This is a genomic window from Microbacterium sp. NPDC090007 (assembly GCF_044748345.1).
Taxonomy (GTDB): Bacteria; Actinomycetota; Actinomycetes; order Actinomycetales; family Microbacteriaceae; genus Microbacterium.
Map to the genome: position 1 here is coordinate 1,303,083 of NZ_JBIVFV010000001.1, position 20,294 is coordinate 1,323,376.

The following is a 20,294-nucleotide window of genomic DNA, read 5'->3' on the forward strand; positions in this document are numbered from 1 at the left end:
CCGACGTGCAGTGGGGCGGTCACCAACCACCCCATTGCACGCCGGACGCCCCAGACCCCTCAGCGCACCGACGCCAGCAGCTCCTCGGCGCCCGCGCGCAGCGCCTCGAGACGGCGCCGCGCCTTCTTCGCCGACGATCCGCGCACGTCCAGGTACAACTTGAGCTTCGGTTCGGTGCCGCTCGGGCGCACGATCAGGCGGGAGCCGTCCTCGAGCCACACGCGCAGCACGTCGCCCGGGGGCAGACCGTCCACGCCGAGCAGCAGATCGTCGATGCGGGTGACCGCGATCTCGCCGATCGTGGCCGGCGGCTGTGAGCGCAGCGATGCCATGATCGCGCCGATCTCGCTCACATCGGTCACGCGCACCGAGATCTGGTCGCTCGCGAACGCGCCGAACGTGTCGCGGAACTCCTGCAGCAGGTCGGCGACCGTGCGGCCCTGCGCACGCGCCTCGGCGGCCATGCCGAGCAGCGCCACGGCGGCCGAGATCCCGTCCTTGTCGCGCACGACCTCAGGGTTCACGAGGTAACCGAGGGCCTCTTCGAAGCCGAAGACGATCCCGGGCGCACGCGAGATCCACTTGAACCCCGTGAGGGTCGCGTGGAACGCGAGACCGTAGTGCTCGGCGACGGCCTGGAGTCCGGGCGACGACACCAGCGAACAGGCGAGGGATGCCGGGGCCCCGGCGTCCCCGCGCGGCTCGGCGGGGCCGTCGGGGGCGTCGTTCGGGGAGAAGGCGTCTCCGCCGGTGTCCGGGCCCGTGGCCGCCCGTCGCGCGGCGCGCCACCCCAGCAGCAGCCCGATCTCGTTGCCGGTCAGCCGGCGCCACCCGCCCTCGGCGTCGGCGTCGGGGATCGCGACGGCGAGGCGGTCGGCATCCGGGTCGTTGGCGATGACGAGCTCGGCGTCGACGGCGCGAGCGGTCTCGAACGACAGGTCCATCGCCCCGGGCTCTTCCGGGTTGGGGAACGCCACGGTCGGGAAGCGTCCGTCGGGGTGGATCTGCGCCTCGACGACGGTGGGCTGCGGGTAGCCGGCTGCGCCCAGCACGCGCGAGACGGTCTCCCACCCGACGCCGTGCATCGCCGTGTAGACCCAGTTCAGGCCGTCGGCACCGGCCGGCGCGGGAGCGACCGCGGCGGTCGCCGCGACGTACGCCTCGACGACCGACTCCGGAGCGTTGGCGTACCCCACCGAGCGCGGCAGGATCGCGATGGTGCCCTCGTCGGCGATCCGCTGGATGTGTGCGGCGATCTCGGCATCCGCCGGCGAGACGATCTGGGCGCCCTGGTCGTCACCGCCGAGGTACACCTTGTAGCCGTTGTCGTCGGGCGGGTTGTGGCTGGCGGTGACCATGACGCCCGCGTCGGCGCCGAGGTGGCGCACGGCGAAGGCGAGCACGGGTGTGGGCAGCAGCCGGGGGAGCAGGATCGCGTTCAGCCCCGCCCCGGCGAAGATCTCGACCGAGTCGCGGGCGAAGACGTCGGAGTTGCGACGCCCGTCGTAGCCGACCACGACGGTCGGGGTGCCGCCGGAGGAGCGCTCGGCGAGGTAGGCCGCGAAACCGCCCGCCGCCTGCGCCACGAGCACGCGGTTCATGCGGTTGGGGCCGGCGCCGAGGGTCCCGCGCAGGCCGGCCGTGCCGAACGCCAGGCGGCTCGCGAAGCGGTCGTCGAGGTCGGCGGAGGCCTCGGCATCCCCGTCCTCGACGCGTGCGATCAGGGCCGTGAGCTCCTCGCGGGTCTCGGCATCCGGGTCCTGCGCGATCCACGCGCGGGCCGCGTCCAGGTACGCGCTCACAGCGCGCCGATCACGCGAGCGAGCAGGTCCGAGATCACCGGCTCGGCGTCGCGGCCGGCCTCGAGCACCTCTTCATGGCTGAGGGGCGTCTGCTGGATGCCGGCGGCCAGGTTCGTGATGAGCGAGAAGCCGAGGATCTCCATGCCGGCCTGCCGTGCCGCGATCGCCTCGAGGGCGGTGGACATGCCGACGATGTCGCCGCCGATCGTCTTGGCCATCTGCACCTCGGCGGGGGTCTCGTAGTGCGGACCGCGGAACTGGGTGTAGACGCCCTCGTCGAGGGTGGGGTCGATGCTCCGCGCGACCTCGCGCAGCCGCTTCGAGTACAGGTCGGTCAGGTCGATGAACGTCGCGCCCTCGAGGGGCGAGTCGGCGGTGAGGTTGATGTGGTCGCTGATCAGCACGGGCTGACCGGGCTTCCACGTCTCGCGGATCCCTCCCGCGCCGTTGGTGAGCATCATCGTCGTGGCCCCGGTCGCCGCCGCCGTGCGGACGCTGTGCACGACCCGGCGTACGCCGTGGTTCTCGTAGTAGTGCGTGCGCGCGCCGATGACGAGGACGTTCTTGCCGCCGGGGGTGCGGACGCTGCGCAGCGTGCCGACGTGACCCTCGAGGGCGGGCTTGCTGAAGCCGACCACCTCGGTCGCCGGGAACGACGCCGTCTCTTCGCCGATGAGTTCGGCGGCGCGCCCCCAGCCGGACCCCAGGGTGACGGCGATGTCGTGGTGCTCGACACCGGAAAGGCGGGCGATGTCGGCCGCCGCGGCCGTGGCGACCTCGAACGGGTCGACCGACGGGTCATCGAGCGGGTGAGGAGTGCTGTTGGACATCCCCCCACTCTAGAAAACGCGGGGCCTGCGGGCCAGACGACGAAGCCCGTGTCGGACGGGGAATCCGCCCCGGTGCCGGGCGGGCTCGTCCACGCTGACAGAATGGATGCCATGGTGCAGAGCTTCGAGCGCAAGCAGTCCGTCGCGATCGTCGGCGGCGGCCCCGGCGGGTACGAGGCCGCGCTTTCGGCGGCGCAGCTCGGCGCCGACGTCACCCTGGTCGAGCGCGCCGGCGTGGGCGGTTCGGCCGTCATCACCGACGTCGTCCCCTCCAAGACCCTGATCGCCACCGCCGACGCGGCCGTCGCCATCCGCAACGCCAGCAGCCTGGGCGTGCAGTTGTTCGCCAAGGACGACCGCGGCAAGCCCCTGACCCCCGAGGTCGCGATCAACCTCGCCGCCGTCAATCAGCGCCTGCTCTCGCTCGCCCGTCAGCAGTCCGACGACATGCGTTCCTCGCTGCTCGAGGCGGGGGTGCGCATCATCTCCGGGCACGGACGTCTCGACGGCAACGGCGCGGTCGTGGTGTCGACCGAGGCGGGCGGTACCGATTTCGACCGCATCGAGGCCGAGACCCTGGTGGTGTCGGTGGGCGCGTCCCCGCGTGAGCTGCCCTCGGCGCAGCCCGACGGCGAGCGCATCCTCACATGGACGCAGCTCTACAACATGAAGTCCGTCCCCACCCACCTCATCGTCGTCGGTTCGGGGGTGACGGGTGCCGAGTTCGCCTCGGCGTACATGAACCTCGGCGCCAAGGTCACGCTCGTCTCCAGCCGCGACCAGGTGCTCCCCGGTGAGGACCAGGATGCCGCGGCCGTCCTCGAACGCGTGTTCCAGCGCGGAGGCATGACGCTGCTGGCAAAGGCGCGGGCCGAGTCGGTCGTCAACACGGGCGAGGGCGTGGTCGTCACCCTCGCGGACGGCCGGACGATCGAGGGCAGCCATTGCCTCATGGCGGTCGGCTCGATCCCCAACACCGCGGGCCTCGGCCTCGAGCAGGCCGGCGTGCAGATGACCCCCTCGGGTCACATCCGCGTGAACCGCGTCGCGCGTACCTCGGTGCCCAACATCTACGCGGCCGGCGACTGCACGAACTTCTACCCCCTGGCATCCGTCGCGTCGATGCAGGGGCGTCAGGCGATCTTCCACGCGCTGGGCGACATCGTCATCCCGCTCGAGACCCGCCGCATCACGGCCAACATCTTCACGGCGCCCGAGATCGCCACGATCGGCTTCAGCGAGCAGGACGTCACCGAGGGCCGTATCGCCGGCAAGGTGCGCAAACTCCCGCTGTCGGCCAACCCTCGGGCGAAGATGCAGGGCATCACCGACGGCTTCGTCAAGCTGATCGCCCGCGAGGGCAGCGGGACGGTCATGGGCGGCGTGATCGTCGGTCCCAAGGCGTCCGAGCTGATCTACCCCATCGCGATCGCGGTCGAGCGTCGTCTGACGGTCGATCAGGTCGCCCGCGTGTTCGCGGTGTACCCCTCGCTGACGTCGAGCATCACCGATGCGGCGCGCGCGATGCACATCGTCGATCACGACGACCCCGGCGAGGACTGACCGTCGCCGAAGCCGCGGCCTCCGTCGCGGCGGCGTAGCCCCTGTGCCGCTGCGGCGTTGCCCCTGCGTCGCGGCGGCGTCGTCCTGTGTCGCTGCGGCGTCGCCCCGGCGTCGCTGCGGCGTCGTCCTGCGTCGCGGCGCCCGCGCTGCCTCGGCGTTGCGGCCCGGCATCCGGGGTCCGAGCCCGGCGATGTCCGTCTGGGCCGCGAGAAACGCCGTTTGTCTCGAGGAACGCTGTGTCGCCGCGTGTTTCGTGACGGATGCCGTTTCTCGCGGCTGTGCGGCGCCTTCAGCCTCGCGGCGTCCGGCGCGCGTGTCGGTGCGGTCCGGCATCCACGGTCCGAGCCCGGCGGTTCAGCCCGTCTGGGCTGCGAGAAACGCCGTTTGTCTCGAGGAACGCCGTGTCGCCGCGTGTTTCGTGACGGATGCCGTTTGTCGCCGCTGGGCGGCGCCTTCAGCCTCGCGGCGTCCGGCGCGCGTGTCGGTGCGGCCTCGCATCCGGGGTCCGAGCCCGGCGGTTCAGCCCGTCTGGGCCGCGATAAACGCCGTTTGTCTCGAGGAACGCCGTGTCGCCGCGTGTTTCGTGACGGATGCCGTTTCTCGCGGCTGGGCCGCGCCTTCAGCCTCGCGGCGTCCGGCGCGCCCGCGGCGTTGCGGCCTGGCATCCACGGTCCGAGCCCGGCGGTTCAGCCCGTCTGGGCTGCGATAAACGCCGTTTGTCTCGAGGAACGCCGTGTCGCCGCGTGTCTCGTGACGGATGCCGTTTCTCGCGGCTGGGCGGGACTCAGCCCGCGCCCTCCGGCACGCGCGCATCGCCGCGGGCCGGCACGCGCGCATCGCCGCAGCCGGGAACGACGCCGCCGCGCAGCACCGTAAACGACGCCGCCGCGCAGCACCGTAAACGACGCCGCCGCGCAGCACCGTAAACGACGCCGCCGCGCAGCAGCCGGAACGACGCCGCCGCGCAGCAGCCGGGAACGACGGCGCCGCGCCCCCGAAGGAGCGCGGCGCCGGTCGAGACGGACCGTGTCAGCTGATCAGCAGCAGCTGGTGCCCCGCCGACACGGTGGTGCCGGCCGTGGCGTCGATGCTCGCGATCGTGCCGTCCTTGTGCGCCTGGATGGGTTGCTCCATCTTCATCGCCTCGAGCACGACGACCAGGTCGCCCTTGACGACCTGCTGGCCCTCCTCGACGGCGACCTTGACGATCGTGGCCTGCATCGGCGACTTCACGGCGTCGCCGGTGGCTCCGGCCGCGGGCGACGCGGCGTGCGCGCGACGGGACGGCGGAGCGGCGGCCGGGCGGCCGACCTGCGGGGCTGCGGCGCTGATGCGGTCGGGAAGGCTCACCTCGAGGCGCTTGCCGCCGACCTCGACGACCACGGTGTGCCGGCCGGGGGCTGCGGCGGGGACCTCGAGCTCGCCGTCCCAGGCCGGGATGTCGTTGACGAACTCGGTCTCGATCCACCGGGTGAAGACGCCGAACGTGCCGTCCTCGGCGGTGAACGCGGGATCGCGGACGACCTTGCGGTGGAAGGGCAGCACGGTGGGCATACCGGCGACCTCGAATTCGTCGAGCGCCCGGCGCGCGCGCTCGAGCGCCTCGGCGCGGTCGCGGCCGGTGACGATGATCTTCGCGAGCAGCGAGTCGAACGCACCCGAGACGCTGTCGCCCGCGGTGACGCCGGAGTCGAGACGGATGCCGGGACCGCCGAACGTCTTGAAGACGTGGATCGGGCCGGGCTGGGGGAGGAAGCCGCGACCGGGGTCCTCGCCGTTGATGCGGAACTCGATCGAGTGGCCCACCGGGGCGGGGTCGTCGTAGCCGAGCTCCTCGCCCTCGGCGAGGCGGAACTGCTCGCGCACGAGGTCGAGGCCCGTGACCTCCTCGGACACGGGGTGCTCGACCTGCAGGCGCGTGTTGACCTCGAGGAACGAGATGGTGCCGTCGGCGCCGATGAGGAACTCGCACGTGCCCGCACCGACGTAGCCGACCTCTTTCAAGATGGCCTTGGATGCCGCGTACAGGATGCGGTTCTGCTCGTCGGTGAGAAACGGCGCCGGCGCCTCTTCGACGAGCTTCTGGTGACGACGCTGCAGCGAGCAGTCGCGCGTGGAGACGACCACGACGTTGCCCGCGGAGTCGGCGAGGCACTGCGTCTCGACGTGGCGCGGCTTGTCGAGGTACTTCTCGACGAAGCACTCGCCGCGGCCGAAGGCGGCGACGGCCTCGCGCGTGGCCGACTCGAACATCTCGGCGACCTCGTCGACCTCGCGGGCGACCTTGAGCCCGCGTCCGCCGCCACCGTAGGCGGCCTTGATGGCGATGGGCAGACCCACCTGCTCGGCGAAGGCGATGACCTCGTCGGCACCCGAGACGGGGCCGGGCGTGCCGGGCGCGAGGGGGGCGCCGACCTTCTCGGCCACGTGACGGGCGGTGACCTTGTCGCCGAGCGCCTCGATCGCGTCGGGAGAGGGGCCGATCCAGGTCAGGCCCGCCCCGGTCACCGCACGGGCGAAGTCGGCGTTCTCGGCGAGGAAGCCGTATCCCGGGTGCACGGCGTCGGCGCCGGAGCGGCGGGCGACCGAGAGGATCTTCTCGATGGAGAGGTAGGTGTCGGCGCTCGTGGCGCCGTCGAGGGCGTAGGCCTCGTCGGCGAGGCGGGTGTGCAGGGCGTCGCGGTCCTGGTCGGCGTAGACGGCGACCGAGGCTTTGCCCGCGTCGCGGGCGGCGCGGATGATTCGGACGGCGATCTCGCCGCGGTTGGCGACAAGGACCTTGGCGATCTTCGGCATCCTCCCAGCCTAGCGAGGGGGCACCCCGCCCTTTTGACCCTCCTCGACAAGAAACGCCGAAAAACGTGTGCGGGAGTCTACGAACGGTTCCACAGTGCGGTCCACGAACCGCCGAGTTCGCGCACGAGTCGTCGCACGGTCGACAGCGACATCCCCACGACGGTCGAGGGGTCGCCCTCGACGCGCTCGATGAACGCGCCGCCGAGGCTGTCGACGGTGAACGCGCCCGCGACCAGCAGGGGTTCGCCGCTGGCGACGTACGCCGCGATCTCGTCGTCGTCCACGTCGGCGGCGAAGGTCACGGACGCGTCGGCGACGGCGTACGCCTCGCGCGGCTCCGTCCCGGGCGCGAGGCGGAAGACGCTGTGCCCCGAGTGCAGCACGCCGGTGCGCCCGCGCATCTCGCGCCACCGGGCGGTGGCGGCCTCGGGGGTGTACGGCTTGCCGAGGATCTCGTCGCCGAGCTCGAACATCGAGTCGCCCCCGATGACGAAGCCGTCGAAGTCGGGTTGCTCCGCGCGCAGGCGGTGTGCGACATCGGCGGCCTTCCGGCGAGCGAGCAACAGCACGTGCTCGGCGGCCGGCAGACGGCGCCCCTGGTCGGCCTCCACCGCGGCGATCACCGCTTCTTCGTCGACCTCGGGCGCCCGGGTCGCGGGTTCGATGCCCGCCTGACGCAGCAGCATCATGCGGGCGGGAGAAGTGGATGCCAGGCACACGCGCATGCGACCACGCTACCCACGCGCGGCTCGACCTCCGGACCGCGCACGGCAGGGCGCAGAGCCTGTCGAAGCCCCGGACCCCGCACCGCGGGGTGGCCGAGCGCGTCGAAGCGCCGGAACCGTCGACGGGCTCACGGGTCGGGCACCCGGGCGCTCTCCCGGCTCGATGTGTCAGGCTCGGAAGATGCACGACGGCGACCTCATCGAACTCGACATCACCGGCATCGCCCACGGCGGGGTGTTCGTCGCCCGACACGAGGGCCGGGTCGTGTTCGTCCCCGACACGCTGCCGGGCGAGCGCGTACGCGCCCGGCTCACCGACACGCGCAAGAAGGCGTTCTGGCGGGCCGACGCGATCGAGGTCCTGGATGCCGCCCCCCAGCGCCGCCCCCACGTCTGGCGTTCCGCCGCGATCGACGTCGACCCCGCCGAGCGCGTGGGCGGCGCCGAGTTCGGGCACATCGAGCCGGCGCACCAGCGCGCGCTGAAGGAGCGCGTCATCCGCGAGGCCGTCGAGCGCGTCGGCCGACTGGACCTGCCCGTCGACGTCCGCGCCGCGGGCGACGAGCAGCATCCCGAGTCCGTCGACGGGACCCGCTGGCGCACCCGCGTGAGCCTGCACGTCGACGACGAGGGTCGGGTCGGTGCGTACGCCGCACGGACGCACCACGTCGTGGAGAGTCCCGACCTGCCGTTGGCGACCGAGGCCGTCGAGCGTGCCGCCCACGAGGCGCGCGCCGGCGCGCGCCCCGGGCGCATCGACCTCGTCCAGCCCGCCGACGGCCGGGTGCGGGTGCTTCCTCGACCCGACGGCGACCGCGCGCGTCCGGCCCCCGAGGTCGTCGAGGAGCGCGTGGGGGACCGGGTGTTCCGGGTGGATGCCGGTGGCTTCTGGCAGGTGCACCGCTTGGCGGCGCGCACGCTCAGCGCCCTGGTGTCGGCCGAGCTGTCGGCATCCGTGGGCGAGCTCGATCCCGAGGCCACGCACCTCGACCTCTACGGAGGGGTGGGGCTGTTCGCTGCGACCCTGGCCGAGCGGGGCGGCGCGGCGACGCGCGTGATCAGCGTCGAGAGCGACCCGCGCGCCACCGAGCACGCGGGGGAGAACCTCGCCGAGTGGGTCGGGGCCCGCGCCGAGACCGCCCGGGTGGATCGCTTCGTCACGCGGCTCGCCGCCGACGCCTCGGCGCGCGAACGCGAGCGTCTGGCACGGGGTGTCGTGCTGCTCGACCCGCCGCGCGCCGGCGCCGGCCGCGACGCCGTCGACGGCATCGCCGGTCTGCGGCCCTCGGCGGTCGTCTACGTCGCCTGCGACCCGGTCGCCCTCGCCCGCGACCTGGCGATCTTCGCTGAGCACGGGTACCGCGCCGATCGTGGCATCCGCGGTGTCGACCTCTTCCCGAACTCGCACCACGTCGAGGCCGTGACCGTGTTGCGTCGCTGACGCCCGGCGTCCGCCCGTCCGGGTCCCCGTTCGTCGAGAGACGCGGGCTTGGCCGAGGGCACGCCCGCGGGGCGGACGCGCCGCATCGCGGGACACTCCTACGCGGTGGCGCGCCGCGCCGATACGATGACGGGATGACGCGTGTCGCCCTCATCGATGACCATGAGTCCGTCCGGCTCGGGTTGGAGGCCGCTCTCGCACGCACCGAGGCCACCCAGGTCGTGTTCTCGGGCGCGAACGTCGCCGCGTACCTGTCGTGGCGCAAGAGCGCCGTGGCGTCCCCCGCCGACGTCGTCGTCCTCGACCTGACGCTGGGCGACGGCACGACCGTGTCCGAGAACGTCGACCGGGTCGTCCGCGACGGCTCGAGCGTCATCATCCACAGCGTCGCCGATCGTGCGGCCGCCGTGCGCGAGGCGCTCGCCGCGGGAGCCGCCGGAATCGTCAGCAAGTCGTCGCCGACCCACGAGGTGCTCGGCGCCATCAGCACCGTCGCGCGCGGGGAGCTGCTCGACAACGTCGAGTGGGCCAGCGCCGTCGAGGGCGACCGCGAATTCGCGGACGCCCAGCTGTCGGTGCGGGAGCGCGAGGTGCTGCGCCTGTACGCGGCGGGCCTGCCGTTGAAGGCGGTGGCCGACCGTCTGGGTGTGGCCTACTCGACGGCGAAAGAGAACATCACGCGGGTGCGGGTGAAGTACGTCGAGGTCGGACGCCCGGCACCCACCAAGGTCGATCTGCTGCGACGGGCGATGGAAGACGGCATCCTGCAGGACGCGCCCGATGACGCTCCCGGTCATGGTTGAAACCGAACGGACCGTGCTCGACGAAGCCTGGGGGCGCATCCCCCACACGCGCGAGGTCCAGGCCGAGCAGGGGACTTTCACGCAGACCCGCATCGAACGCGTCATCACCCTGATCGTCGGTCCGGGCTCGCTGGTGCTCGGCGCGCAGGCGTTCGCGGCGGCGTTCGGGCCCGGAGACGAAGCCGAGGGGTGGCACGTCCCCCTGGTCGTCGCGGTCTTCCTCCCCCTCATCGCCATGGTGGTGGCGTGTTCGCTGGGGCGCTTCGCGCGCGTCTTCTCGGGCGTGTTCGCCGTGGTGTTCCTGCTCGCCCTGGCGGTGTGGCCCATCGCGACGGCCGGGGGAGCAGCCCCCGTCCCGACCGAGAACCCGTGGATCTTCTATCTGCTCAACGTGGCCACGGTGGCGACCATCGTCGGCTTCCCCCTCTGGCTGCAGGTGGCGTGGACCATCGCCACGCCCCTGTTGTACGGCGTGGTGCGTCTGATCCAGGTCGGCGGGCGTGCTGATTTCATCGTTCCGATCGCCCTGGACGTCTCTTTCGCGCTCATCCTCGGCAGCGTCCTGGTGACGCTGGGGTGGATGTACCGCTCGATCGCGGCGAACGTCGATCAGGCGCGCGCCTCGGCGGTGTCGAGCTACGCCTCCGCCGCGGCGACCGCGGCGACGGAGCACGAGCGCGTCGCGGTCGCGGCCCTCATGCACGACAGCGTGCTGGGGGCGCTGCTCGCTGCGGAGCGCGCGACGACCCCGCGTGAGCGGACGCTGGCGGTGACCATGGCCCGAGAGGCCCTGACCCGACTGGCGAACGCCGAGAAGGACGCGCTGGAAGGCAGCGACGAACCCGTCCCCGCGACGCGGCTCGCCGAGGACATCGAGACCTCCGCGCGCGAACTCGGGATCGAGCTGAGCGTGATCCGTCGCGTCGAAGAGGGCACCCCGCGCGTCCCCGGGCGCGTGGCGCGCGCCCTGGTGCTCGCGGCGATGCAGGCCGTGGCAAACGCGGTGCAGCATGCCGATGCGCAGGGATTGACCGTGCAGCTGTCCGGTCACGCGGCGCCCGGGGGCGTCGCCGTCCGGGTGCGCGACACCGGCCCCGGTTTCGACGTCGCGGCGATCCCGCCCGACCGTCTCGGCATCCGCGGCTCGATCGACGCGCGTCTGGCGGCGGTCGGCGGTCGCAGCGAGATCGATTCCCACGCCGGTGGGACGACGGTGACCCTCGAGTGGGAGAGCGGTGACCGCTGGTGACCGTCCGCGCGATCCTGTCCATCATCGGCCTGGCGTTCACGGCCTATCTCGCCGCGCGCGGTCTGATCTGGACCTCGCCCGAGACCGTCGAGCGCGGGTGGCTGATCGTGATGGCGCTCGTGCTGTACCTGCCCGTGACGTGGTTGTGGATCTTCGCGATCGGCGCGCGCGATCGGCGCGCCGAGGCGACGACCACGCGGCCCGCGATGCTCCCCGCCTGGGGGGTGGCGCTGGCGATGTCGATCACCGTGGTGGTCTCCAATGCGCCGTTCCTCGCGGTCACCGAGTCGGGACGCACCCAGCCTTTCGTGACGTGGGTGATCGGCGCGATCGGCGCCCTCATGACCATCGTTATGGTGCGCCGGCGCCCGGTCGTCGCCTGGGTGGGGATGGGCATCCTGACCCTGTCGACCTCGATCTGGTTGGGTCCCCTGCAGGCGTTGAGCCTGGGACTGGTCGGCTCGTTCGTCTGGGTGACGGCGGCGCAGCTGGTCACGATCGCCCTCGATCGTGCGGCGCGGGATGCCGAGCGACTGGCCGAGCTGCAGCAGGCGGCGTCGGCGTGGCAGGCGTCGCAGAGCGGTCGTCAGCGTGAGCGTCGGATCCACGTGCAGCGCGCGCTGCAGGCGGCGGGACCGATCCTGGCCCGCACGATCGAGAACGGCGGCAACCTGCGCGCGGCCGACAAGCAGGCCGCGCGCCGAGCGGAAGCGAGTCTGCGCGACGAGCTGCGCGGCACCCGGCTGCTCGACGACGGCGTGCGTGCCGAGATCGACGCGGCTCGCCGCCGCGGCGCCGCCGTCAGTCTGTTCGACGAGGGGGGCCTCGAGGGTCTGGCGGTGTCGGACCTGGACTGCATCCGCGCGGAGCTCGCGCGCATCCTGCGCGAGTCGCGGTCGGATCGCGTGATCATCCGCACCTCGCCCCATCACGAGGTCGCCGTGACCGTCGTGGGGCGTTCCGCCGGCGACGCCGCGGGGGGCGATGACGACAACGTCGACCTCTGGCGCGAGATCCGCCGTCCGCGCTGATCGGGTTCTCGGCATCCCAGACCCACCACCCCTGCGGTCCGGTGGCTTCATCGACAAGGGGGGGTGGGGGATCCGTCGACAAATACCGTTACCGCCGCAGGGGAGGTGGGGGTGAGGGGCGGCGTATTCGCCGACCCCTCACCCGGGCGGACGGTTACCCGAAAACCGTCCGCGAGGCCGGAGCCGGCTCGAAGGAGCGGTCCGACCGAACGCGCGATGCGTTCCAGCTCCTCCAGTATTCGTCACCGCGAGCGGCCCGTCTGTAGGTATTTCGGGGGACAGTTCAGCCGGTGAAGCCGTGCCAGCCGGCGCCGCGGTCCAGCGGGGTGCGCAGGCCGCGCGCCGATAGCTCCCACCGCGAGCGGGGAGCGACGTCGGGCACGGTCGCGTCGGCCACCTCGCGGGCGTACGCCTCGGTGACCACGACGATCGCCGCGGCCAGCTCTTCTGCCGTGGGGGTGCCGCGCACGACCTCCGCCACGACGGGCGGGAGGCCGGCGGCGTCGGTGCCGTCGCTCACAGGGGGATGTTCCCGTGCTTCTTGGCCGGCAGACTGGCCCGCTTGTTCCGCAGGGCGCGCAGGGCCTTGGCGATCGAGACGCGCGTCTGCGCGGGCTCGATGATCCCGTCGAGCTCGCCGCGCTCCGCGGCCAGGAACGGGGATGCCACGTTGTAGGTGTACTCGTTGGCCAGGCGCGTGCGCACGGCGGCGACGTCTTCGCCGGCCTCTTCGGCCCGCTTGATCTCGCCGCGGTAGAGGATGTTGACCGCGCCCTGACCGCCCATGACGGCGATCTCGGCGGTGGGCCAGGCCAGGTTGATGTCGGCGCCCAGCTGCTTGGAGCCCATGACGATGTACGCGCCGCCGTAGGCCTTGCGCAGGATCACCGTGACCAGCGGCACGGTGGCCTCGGCGTAGGCGTACAGCAGCTTCGCGCCGCGGCGGATGACGCCCGTCCACTCCTGGTCGGTGCCGGGAAGGTAGCCCGGCACGTCGACGAGGGTCACGATCGGGATCGAGAACGCGTCGCAGAAGCGCACGAAGCGGCTGGCCTTCTCGCCCGCGTCGATGTTGAGCGTGCCGGCCATCTGCGAGGGCTGATTCGCGATGACGCCGACGGTGCGTCCCTCGATGCGGCCGAAACCGATCACGATGTTGGGGGCGAACAGCGGCTGCACCTCGAGGAACTCCGCGGCGTCGACGATGCCCGCGATGACGGTGTGGATGTCGTACGGCTGGTTCGGCGAGTCGGGGATGATCGTGTTCAGCGAGCGATCGGCATCCGTCGTCTCGAACTCGAACGGGGTGTCGTAGACGGGGATCTCGGCCAGGTTGTTGTCGGGCAGGTAGCCGATGAGTCCGCGGGCGTAGTCGATCGCGTCGTCCTCGTCGTCGGCGAGGTAGTGCGCGACACCCGAGCGGGTGTTGTGGGTGAGGGCGCCGCCGAGCTCTTCCATCCCGACGTCCTCGCCGGTGACGGTCTTGATCACGTCGGGACCGGTGACGAACATCTGGCTGGTCTTGTCGACCATGATGACGAAGTCGGTGAGGGCGGGGGAGTACACCGCGCCGCCGGCGGCGGGACCCATGATGATCGAGATCTGCGGGATCACGCCCGACGCCGCGGTGTTGAGGCGGAAGATCTCGCCGTACTTGCCCAGGGCGACGACGCCCTCCTGGATGCGGGCGCCGCCCGAGTCCAGGATGCCGATGATCGGGATGCCGCTGCGCAGCGCCAGCTCCATCACCTTGATGATCTTGTCGCCGGCGACCTCGCCGAGCGAACCGCCGAAGGTCGAGAAGTCCTGCGCGTACACCGCGACGGTGCGGCCGTGGATCGTGCCGGTGCCCGTGACGACCGAGTCGCCGTAGGGGCGGGACTTGTCCATTCCGAAGGCGGTGGTGCGGTGGCGCACGAACTCGTCGAGCTCGACGAACGAACCGGGGTCGACCAGCATCTCGAGGCGCTCGCGGGCGGTGAGCTTGCCCTTCGCGTGCTGCTTGTCGCGGGCGGTGGCTTCGGCATCCACGACCGCCTCTTGGAACCTGTTGCGCAGGTCCGCGATCTTGCCGGCGGTGGTGAAGAGATCGGGCTGGTCGGTCACGCTTTCCACCCTAGCGACCGCACCGGCACCGACGTTGGAGGGTGCACACAAGCCACGGCCGGGGGTGCTGTGGCATCCATCCATCCCAGGCCCCTTCGGCGGACGCATGCCGGGTACGTGGATGCCAACCCCGGCCGGGATGCCTAGGGTGTGGTCATGCCGATCCCCGCCGCCGGATACCCCCGCGCCGCCGCCCACAGTCCCCGCGTCCAGGTCGTCGAGACGACCGACTCGACAAACGCCGACGTCATCGCCGCCGTCATCGCCGACCCCGCCGGCTGGCCGCACCTGTCGCTGCTCGTCACCGACGATCAGCGGGCGGGGCGCGGCCGACTCGACCGCTCGTGGACCGCTCCCGCGGGCACCGCGCTGGCCGTCTCGGTCGTGGTCGACGCGTCCGGCATCCCCACCGCCCTGCGGGGATGGATCCCGCTCGTGGCGGGCGCGGCGATGACCACGGCGGTGCGCCGCCAGCTGGCCGGCCACGGCGGAAAGGCCGAGCTGAAATGGCCGAACGACGTGCTCGTGGACGGGGCGAAGATCTGCGGCATCCTGGCCGAGGCCGTGCCTGGCACCTTCGACACGGTGGTGGTGGGGGCGGGCGTCAACACGCGGATGAGCCGCGCCGACCTGCCCGTGACGACCGCGACGTCGTTCGCCGCCATCGGGGTGGACGGCGACGACGACCGGCTGCTCGCGGACTACCTCGAGCACCTGGGCGAAGCGGTCGCGCAGCTCGCGCGGGGCGAGGGCGAGCGGGTGCACCGCGACGTCGAGAAGCTGTGCGCCACCGTCGGCCGCCAGGTCACCGTGTCGATGCCCGACGGGTCGACCCTGGCCGGCACGGCGGTGCGCCTGGACGGCGACGGCCGCCTCGTCGTCGACTCGGGCACGACCGAGACCGTCGTGTCGGCGGGCGACGTGGTGCACGTGCGCTGACCCGCGAGGGCCTGGGCGTGGCATCGGCGCGCTCACGGCATCCGCACCGCACAATGAAGGGGTGACCCAACCGTCGAGCTCGATCGGACGCCCGCGCATGCCGGCGCCGGGGTCGGCGGCGCCCGAGCTGCGGATCGCGCGGATCCGCGCGCACGCCCGGCGTCTGTTCTGGTCGGCGCTCGTGCTCATCGCGGTGTCGGGGGCCACGGCGTTCTTCTACGACAACCTGCCCGCGCCGTACGAGAACTGGATGCTGCTGAGCGCGGCCGCGGCCCTCGTGCTGCTGCTGGTGGTGGTGCCGTTCCTCGTGTGGCTCTCGCACACCTGGACCATCACGACGCGCCGCGTGATCGAGCGGTCGGGCATGTTCGGCGGGACGCAGCGCGAGATCTCGCACGTGCGGGGCTACGCGATCCAGATGCGGCGCGGCATCCTGCAGCGTCTGTGGGGTGCCGGCTCGCTGACGTTGTCGAACGGCGTCGAACCGCCGCTGCGGATGAAGAACATCCCCCACGCGGTGCTCGTGCACGAGACCCTCGTCGACCAGGTCGAGGTCAACCAGATCCTGGCGCACCGCGATTCGCAGACCTTCGGCTCGGGCGCGGTCGGCGGGTACTGACCCCGACCGCGGGCGGGCGGCTCGACCCGGCCCGTTCCCTCGCCGCTGCGGGCTCCGGTCCCGCCCGGCTCGCGCCCCCGCCCGGGCCCCGACAGAATGGATGCCGACGAAGGGAGCGGCATGGCGCTGCGAGTCGGAGTGGTCGGTGGCGGACAGCTGGCGCGGATGATGATCGCACCCGCCGTGGAGCTCGGCGTCGATATCCGCGTCCTCGCCGAAGAGGAGGGCATGTCGGCGGCGATCGCCGCGACGGCGGTCGGCGACTATCGCGACGCCGAGACCGTCCTCGCCTTCGCGCGCCAGGTCGACGTCGTCACCTTTGACCACGAACACGTCCCGCAGGACGTCCTGCACGCACTCGTCGACGCGGGCGTCTCGGTGCACCCCGGTCCGGCGCCGCTCGGCGTCGCCCAGGACAAGCTCGTCATGCGCGCGAAGATGGCCGAGCTCGGTCTGCCCCAGCCCGACTGGGCCGCCGTGTCCGACTCCGCGGCCCTGCAGGATTTCCTCGACGCCCACGGCGGTCGCGCGGTCGTGAAGACGCCGCGCGGCGGATACGACGGCAAGGGCGTGCGGGTCGTGTCGGCGGCGGCCGAGGCCGACGACTGGTTCGCCGCGCTCGCCGAAGACGCCAACGGCGGGGCGCTGCTGGTCGAAGAGCTCGTGGACTTCACCCGTGAGCTCGCGCAGCAGGTCGCGCGCCGCCCCTCGGGCGAGGTGCGCGCGTATCCCGTCGTCGAGACGGTGCAGCGCGGGGGAGTGTGTGCCGAGGTCATCGCCCCCGCTCCGCGCGCCGACCAGCGTGTGCAGCGCGTCGCGGCGCAGATCGGCGTGGCCGTCGCCGAGGGTCTCGGCGTCACCGGGATGCTCGCGGTCGAGCTGTTCGAGACCTCGGATGAGCGCATCCTCATCAACGAGCTCGCGATGCGCCCGCACAACAGCGGCCACTGGACCCAGGACGGCGCGGTCACCAGCCAGTTCGAGCAGCATCTGCGTGCGGTGCTCGACCTGCCCCTCGGATCGACGGATGCCGTCGCCCCCTGGGCCGTGATGATCAACGTGCTGGGCGGTCCCGCCGACGGCACGCTCGAGGAGCGTTTCGCCGGAGCCATGGAGGCGCACCCCGCCGCCAAGATCCACACCTACGGCAAAGCGCCGCGGCCGGGTCGCAAGGTGGGCCACGTCAACGTCGTCGGGGACGACCTCGACGACGTGGTCTACGAGGGGCGCGCGGCGGCGGCGTTCTTCGACTGACCGGACGCCGTGAGCGTGCCGCTCCGCGATCTTCCAGCGAGCCGCCCTAGCCTGGACCGGTGACCCGGCCGCTGCATTCTTCCGAGACGCCCGTGGTCGGCGTCGTCATGGGCTCCGACTCCGACTGGCGCGTGATGAGCGACGCCTCGCAGGTGCTGACGGAGTTCGGCATCCCGCACGAGGTCGAGGTGGTGTCGGCGCACCGCACCCCCGACAAGCTCGTGCGGTACGGGCGCGAGGCCCGGGCGCGCGGTGTGCGCGTGATCATCGCGGGCGCCGGGGGAGCCGCGCACCTGCCGGGGATGCTGGCATCCGTCACCGCTCTTCCGGTCATCGGCGTGCCGGTGCAGCTGGCCACGCTGGACGGGCTCGACTCGCTGCTGAGCATCGTGCAGATGCCCGCCGGAATCCCCGTCGCGACGGTGTCGATCAACGGCGCCAAGAACGCGGGGCTGCTGGCGGCGCGCGTTCTGGGCAGCGCCGACGACGCCCTGGCCGAGAAGGTCGAGGCCTACGCCCGTGACCTCGAGGGTCAGGTGGAAGAGAAGAACCGGCGACTGAAGGAGTCCCTGTGACCCTCGCCGCCGCGCATCCGCGCGCGCACGCGCCGCTGGTGGAGTCCCGTCCGCTGCGAAACCCGGATGCCACGTCTTCGGCCGTCATGACCCGTCGCGGGTGGTGGCTCGTCGTGCTCAATTTCGTCCTGCCCGGTTCGGCGCAGGTGCTCGCCGGCAGCCGCAGGCTCGGCCGCTTCGGTCTCGGGGCGACGCTGGCGATGTGGACCGTGCTGATCCTCGCGGGAGCTGCGGCCCTGCTGTCGCCGAGCGTGCTGTTCGCCGTCGCGACGGGATCGTTCATCCCGGAGTTCCTGTCGTGGTTCCGGCCGCTGCCGCTCACCCTCGTGCAGATCGCCCTGATCGGCTACCTGGTGCTGTGGATCGTGCTGACGATCGACACCCTGCGTCTCGTCCGGTTGGTGCGCGTGGGGACGATCTCGCGCATCGCCATGGTGATCGTCTCGGTCGGGCTGCTCGTGCTGTCCGGTTCGGGAGCGGCGTGGGCCGCTCAGGCGGCCGGCACCACGCGCGACGCGTTCGCGGACCTCTTCGGCGAGTCCGCCCCCGTGGTGCCCCCGTCGGACGGGTACTACAACATCCTGCTGCTGGGCGCCGACTCCGGCGAGGGCCGTGATTCGATGCGTTTCGACAGCATCTCGGTCGTGTCCATCAACGCCGACACCGGGGCGACGACCATCACCGGCATCCCCCGCGACATGCCGCACTTCCCCTTCGCGCCCGGTCCGATGCAGGACACGTACCCCCAGGGGCATCAGGGCTACGCCAACGCCACCTGCGGGTGGGGCAGCGGCATCAACCAGCTGCGCACAGAGGTCGAGGTGTGCCAGGACGGCAACGCGCTGTACCCCGACGCGGTGGCGCAGGGGTCGGAGCCGGGCATCGAGGCGACCAAGGATGCCGCGGAGGGGATCATGGGCATCCAGATCCCGTACTACGTGCTCATCGACATGAAGGGCTTCGCCGACGTCGTCGATGCGCTCGGCGGTGTCGACATCAACGTGGTGGAGCGTCTTCCCAAGGGCGGTCCGCAGTACGACGGGCAGCCGGTCGACGACTGGGCCTTCGGGTGGATCGAAGCGGGCCCCCAGCACATGGACGGCGACACCGCCCAGTGGTACGCCCGCTCGCGCTACACCACGAGCGACTTCGACCGCATGCGTCGTCAGCGCGAGCTGCAAGAGGCGATCCTCGCCCAGTCGACGCCGCAGAACGTGCTCGCGCACTTCCAAGAGGTGGCGGCCGCCGGCACGAACATCGTCGAGACCGACCTGCCCCAGGGGCTCATCGCGCCGACCCTGGTCAACCTCGCGCTCCAGGCGAAGGATCAGCCCGTGCAGACCCTCGAGCTGACGCCCGAGGGCGGTGTCGACGAGTTCGACCCCGACTACGACCAGGTGAAGCAGATGGTGAACGACAAACTGCACCCGCCCACCGAGACGGAGGCGCCGACCTCGTGACCGTGACCCTGCGTGTCGTCCTCGACCAGCTCGTCGCCCCGACCTCTCGCGATCTGGCCGAGGCCTCGGCATCCCTCACCGACGCCCTGATCGCCACCGCCCCGCGCGGCTGCGACGTCGCCGCGATCGTGCCGTCGCCCGGGATCCCCGACGACCAGGCCGTGGCGGGGCTGACCTCCGAGACGCGGCTGTCGATGCGTCGTCGCGAGGTCGCGGCATCCTGGCAACTGGGGGTCGCCCCCGGCATCGGCAAGGGCCTCATCCACTCGCCCACCTCGCTCGCACCCCTCGTCCGGCACGACCGGGTCAACGAGACGCACCAGATCGTCGCGACCCTGTGGGATCTGCGGGCCTTCGAGACGCCGGACGAGCTCACCAAGCCCGAGCTGCTCGCCGCGCGTGCCCTGCTCTCGCGCATCTCGCGACACGCGGATGCCGTAATCGTCCCCACGCACGCGATGGCCGAACGCCTCGGCGAGGTCGCGAAGAACAAGCTGGTCAAGAAGGTGCGCGTCATCAGCGGTGCTCCCGCGGCGGGTCTGCGTGTGCCCTCGGATGCCGTGGGCCGCCTGCGCGCGCTCGATCTGCCGACGACGTCGATCGTTCTGGCCGGCAGCGCCGCGGAGTCGGACGGCCTGCTCGCCGGCTTCACCGCAGTCGTCGCCGCCGGATGGGACGGCGACGTCGTGGTGCTCGACGTGCCCGAGGGTGAAGAGCCGGCCGTGCTCGACATCGCCGCGGCCGCCGGCCTGGCCGAATCCCGGGTGCACTGCCGGGGCTCGCTCGACCGCTGGGATCGCGCCGCCGTCCTCTCTCACGCCGCGGCGTTCGTCGCGTCGTGTGCGCGCACCGACTGGCCCTGGCGCGCCGTCGACGCCCTGGCGATCGGCGTGCCCATCGCCGCCGTCGACACCTCCGTGCACCACGAGGTGCTCGCCGACGCCGCGGTGTTCGCGGCCGCGTCCGAGCTGGGCGACGCGCTCTCGCGGGCGCTGGGGACGGATGCCGAGCGCCTGCGCGTGCTCGCCGGGGACCGGGCGAAGGGGTTCCAGTGGAGCGCTGCGGCCGAGCGCGTGTGGGCGCTGCACGCGGAGCTGTGAG

Annotated in this window: 17 protein-coding genes; 11 read left to right on the top strand and 6 right to left on the bottom strand. The window is 72.1% G+C overall.

The window, feature by feature from the left end:
- Positions 1-59 precede the first annotated feature (59 nt).
- Complete coding sequence (locus ACIPVB_RS06065; RefSeq protein WP_400367618.1) at positions 60-1,802, bottom strand: phospho-sugar mutase; 1,743 nt, start codon at positions 1,800-1,802, stop codon at positions 60-62.
- Positions 1,799-2,632 carry a purine-nucleoside phosphorylase gene (locus ACIPVB_RS06070; RefSeq protein WP_400367619.1) on the bottom strand — a complete coding sequence of 278 codons (834 nt, stop codon included), beginning with the start codon at positions 2,630-2,632 and terminating at the stop codon, positions 1,799-1,801. Before ACIPVB_RS06070 ends, ACIPVB_RS06065 begins: the two co-directional genes overlap by 4 nt.
- A gap of 102 nt (positions 2,633-2,734) precedes the next feature.
- Here ACIPVB_RS06070 and ACIPVB_RS06075 point away from each other — a divergent pair, with 102 nt between their 5' ends.
- Positions 2,735-4,195: an NAD(P)H-quinone dehydrogenase gene (locus ACIPVB_RS06075; protein ID WP_400367620.1), complete on the top strand. Its 1,461-nt coding sequence runs from the start codon at positions 2,735-2,737 to the stop codon at positions 4,193-4,195.
- Positions 4,196-5,224: 1,029 nt separating this feature from the next.
- Here ACIPVB_RS06075 and ACIPVB_RS06080 read toward each other — a convergent pair.
- Entirely contained in the window at positions 5,225-6,991 is a 1,767-nt protein-coding gene (locus tag ACIPVB_RS06080; protein ID WP_400367621.1) for an acetyl/propionyl/methylcrotonyl-CoA carboxylase subunit alpha, read from the bottom strand.
- Positions 6,992-7,068: 77 nt separating this feature from the next.
- Positions 7,069-7,716 (bottom strand): Maf family protein, encoded by a 648-nt coding sequence (locus ACIPVB_RS06085; RefSeq protein WP_400367622.1) that lies wholly within the window; start codon positions 7,714-7,716, stop codon positions 7,069-7,071.
- 181 nt (positions 7,717-7,897) lie between these two features.
- Between ACIPVB_RS06085 and ACIPVB_RS06090 the strand changes: the two genes are divergently transcribed.
- The 4 genes from ACIPVB_RS06090 to ACIPVB_RS06105 all read left to right on the top strand — a co-directional run bounded on the left by ACIPVB_RS06090 (position 7,898) and on the right by ACIPVB_RS06105 (position 12,240).
- A complete protein-coding gene (locus tag ACIPVB_RS06090) occupies positions 7,898-9,157 on the top strand; it encodes a class I SAM-dependent RNA methyltransferase (RefSeq protein ID WP_400367623.1) in 1,260 nt (419 codons plus the stop codon).
- Positions 9,158-9,291: 134 nt separating this feature from the next.
- The gene (locus tag ACIPVB_RS06095; protein WP_400367624.1) at positions 9,292-9,960 is read left to right on the top strand and encodes a response regulator; all 669 of its coding nucleotides are present in this window, start codon (positions 9,292-9,294) and stop codon (positions 9,958-9,960) included.
- A complete protein-coding gene (locus ACIPVB_RS06100) occupies positions 9,953-11,209 on the top strand; it encodes a sensor histidine kinase (RefSeq protein WP_400367625.1) in 1,257 nt (418 codons plus the stop codon). Before ACIPVB_RS06095 ends, ACIPVB_RS06100 begins: the two co-directional genes overlap by 8 nt.
- Entirely contained in the window at positions 11,206-12,240 is a 1,035-nt protein-coding gene (locus tag ACIPVB_RS06105) for a hypothetical protein (protein ID WP_400367626.1), read from the top strand. The genes ACIPVB_RS06100 and ACIPVB_RS06105 overlap by 4 nt, the downstream gene beginning before the upstream one ends.
- 283 nt (positions 12,241-12,523) lie before the next feature.
- Here the strand turns inward: ACIPVB_RS06105 and ACIPVB_RS06110 are convergent, their stop codons facing one another.
- Positions 12,524-12,760, bottom strand: a complete 237-nt coding sequence (locus ACIPVB_RS06110; protein WP_400367627.1) for an acyl-CoA carboxylase subunit epsilon — start codon at positions 12,758-12,760, stop codon at positions 12,524-12,526.
- Positions 12,757-14,346 (bottom strand): acyl-CoA carboxylase subunit beta, encoded by a 1,590-nt coding sequence (locus ACIPVB_RS06115; protein WP_400367628.1) that lies wholly within the window; start codon positions 14,344-14,346, stop codon positions 12,757-12,759. The genes ACIPVB_RS06110 and ACIPVB_RS06115 overlap by 4 nt, the downstream gene beginning before the upstream one ends.
- Before the next feature lie 156 nt (positions 14,347-14,502).
- Between ACIPVB_RS06115 and ACIPVB_RS06120 the strand changes: the two genes are divergently transcribed.
- From ACIPVB_RS06120 to ACIPVB_RS06145, 6 genes are all read left to right on the top strand, one after another.
- Positions 14,503-15,285 (top strand): biotin--[acetyl-CoA-carboxylase] ligase, encoded by a 783-nt coding sequence (locus tag ACIPVB_RS06120; protein ID WP_400367629.1) that lies wholly within the window; start codon positions 14,503-14,505, stop codon positions 15,283-15,285.
- A gap of 61 nt (positions 15,286-15,346) precedes the next feature.
- Complete coding sequence (locus tag ACIPVB_RS06125) at positions 15,347-15,904, top strand: PH domain-containing protein (RefSeq protein ID WP_400367630.1); 558 nt, start codon at positions 15,347-15,349, stop codon at positions 15,902-15,904.
- A 120-nt stretch (positions 15,905-16,024) separates the two neighbouring features.
- Complete coding sequence (locus ACIPVB_RS06130) at positions 16,025-17,158, top strand: 5-(carboxyamino)imidazole ribonucleotide synthase (protein ID WP_400367631.1); 1,134 nt, start codon at positions 16,025-16,027, stop codon at positions 17,156-17,158.
- Between the two features lie 107 nt (positions 17,159-17,265).
- Positions 17,266-17,733 (top strand): 5-(carboxyamino)imidazole ribonucleotide mutase, encoded by a 468-nt coding sequence (gene purE, locus ACIPVB_RS06135; protein WP_400368192.1) that lies wholly within the window; start codon positions 17,266-17,268, stop codon positions 17,731-17,733.
- Positions 17,730-19,193, top strand: coding sequence for an LCP family protein (locus ACIPVB_RS06140; RefSeq protein WP_400367632.1), 1,464 nt, complete (start codon positions 17,730-17,732; stop codon positions 19,191-19,193). Before purE ends, ACIPVB_RS06140 begins: the two co-directional genes overlap by 4 nt.
- Positions 19,190-20,293, top strand: a complete 1,104-nt coding sequence (locus tag ACIPVB_RS06145) for a glycosyl transferase (protein ID WP_400367633.1) — start codon at positions 19,190-19,192, stop codon at positions 20,291-20,293. Before ACIPVB_RS06140 ends, ACIPVB_RS06145 begins: the two co-directional genes overlap by 4 nt.
- The last annotated feature ends 1 nt before the right edge of the window (position 20,294 follow it).

What these genes read in the sequence shown, in the direction of transcription:
- ACIPVB_RS06080 (WP_400367621.1), bottom strand. Translation starts at nt 6,991, where the DNA reads ATGCCGAAGATCGCCAAGGTCCTTGTCGCCAACCGCGGCGAGATCGCC.
- ACIPVB_RS06095 (WP_400367624.1), top strand. Translation starts at nt 9,292, where the DNA reads ATGACGCGTGTCGCCCTCATCGATGACCATGAGTCCGTCCGGCTCGGG.
- purE (WP_400368192.1), top strand. Translation starts at nt 17,266, where the DNA reads ATGGGCTCCGACTCCGACTGGCGCGTGATGAGCGACGCCTCGCAGGTG.
- ACIPVB_RS06070 (WP_400367619.1), bottom strand. Translation starts at nt 2,632, where the DNA reads ATGTCCAACAGCACTCCTCACCCGCTCGATGACCCGTCGGTCGACCCG.
- ACIPVB_RS06130 (WP_400367631.1), top strand. Translation starts at nt 16,025, where the DNA reads ATGGCGCTGCGAGTCGGAGTGGTCGGTGGCGGACAGCTGGCGCGGATG.
- ACIPVB_RS06100 (WP_400367625.1), top strand. Translation starts at nt 9,953, where the DNA reads ATGGTTGAAACCGAACGGACCGTGCTCGACGAAGCCTGGGGGCGCATC.
- ACIPVB_RS06120 (WP_400367629.1), top strand. Translation starts at nt 14,503, where the DNA reads ATGCCGATCCCCGCCGCCGGATACCCCCGCGCCGCCGCCCACAGTCCC.
- ACIPVB_RS06090 (WP_400367623.1), top strand. Translation starts at nt 7,898, where the DNA reads ATGCACGACGGCGACCTCATCGAACTCGACATCACCGGCATCGCCCAC.
- ACIPVB_RS06085 (WP_400367622.1), bottom strand. Translation starts at nt 7,716, where the DNA reads ATGCGCGTGTGCCTGGCATCCACTTCTCCCGCCCGCATGATGCTGCTG.
- ACIPVB_RS06075 (WP_400367620.1), top strand. Translation starts at nt 2,735, where the DNA reads ATGGATGCCATGGTGCAGAGCTTCGAGCGCAAGCAGTCCGTCGCGATC.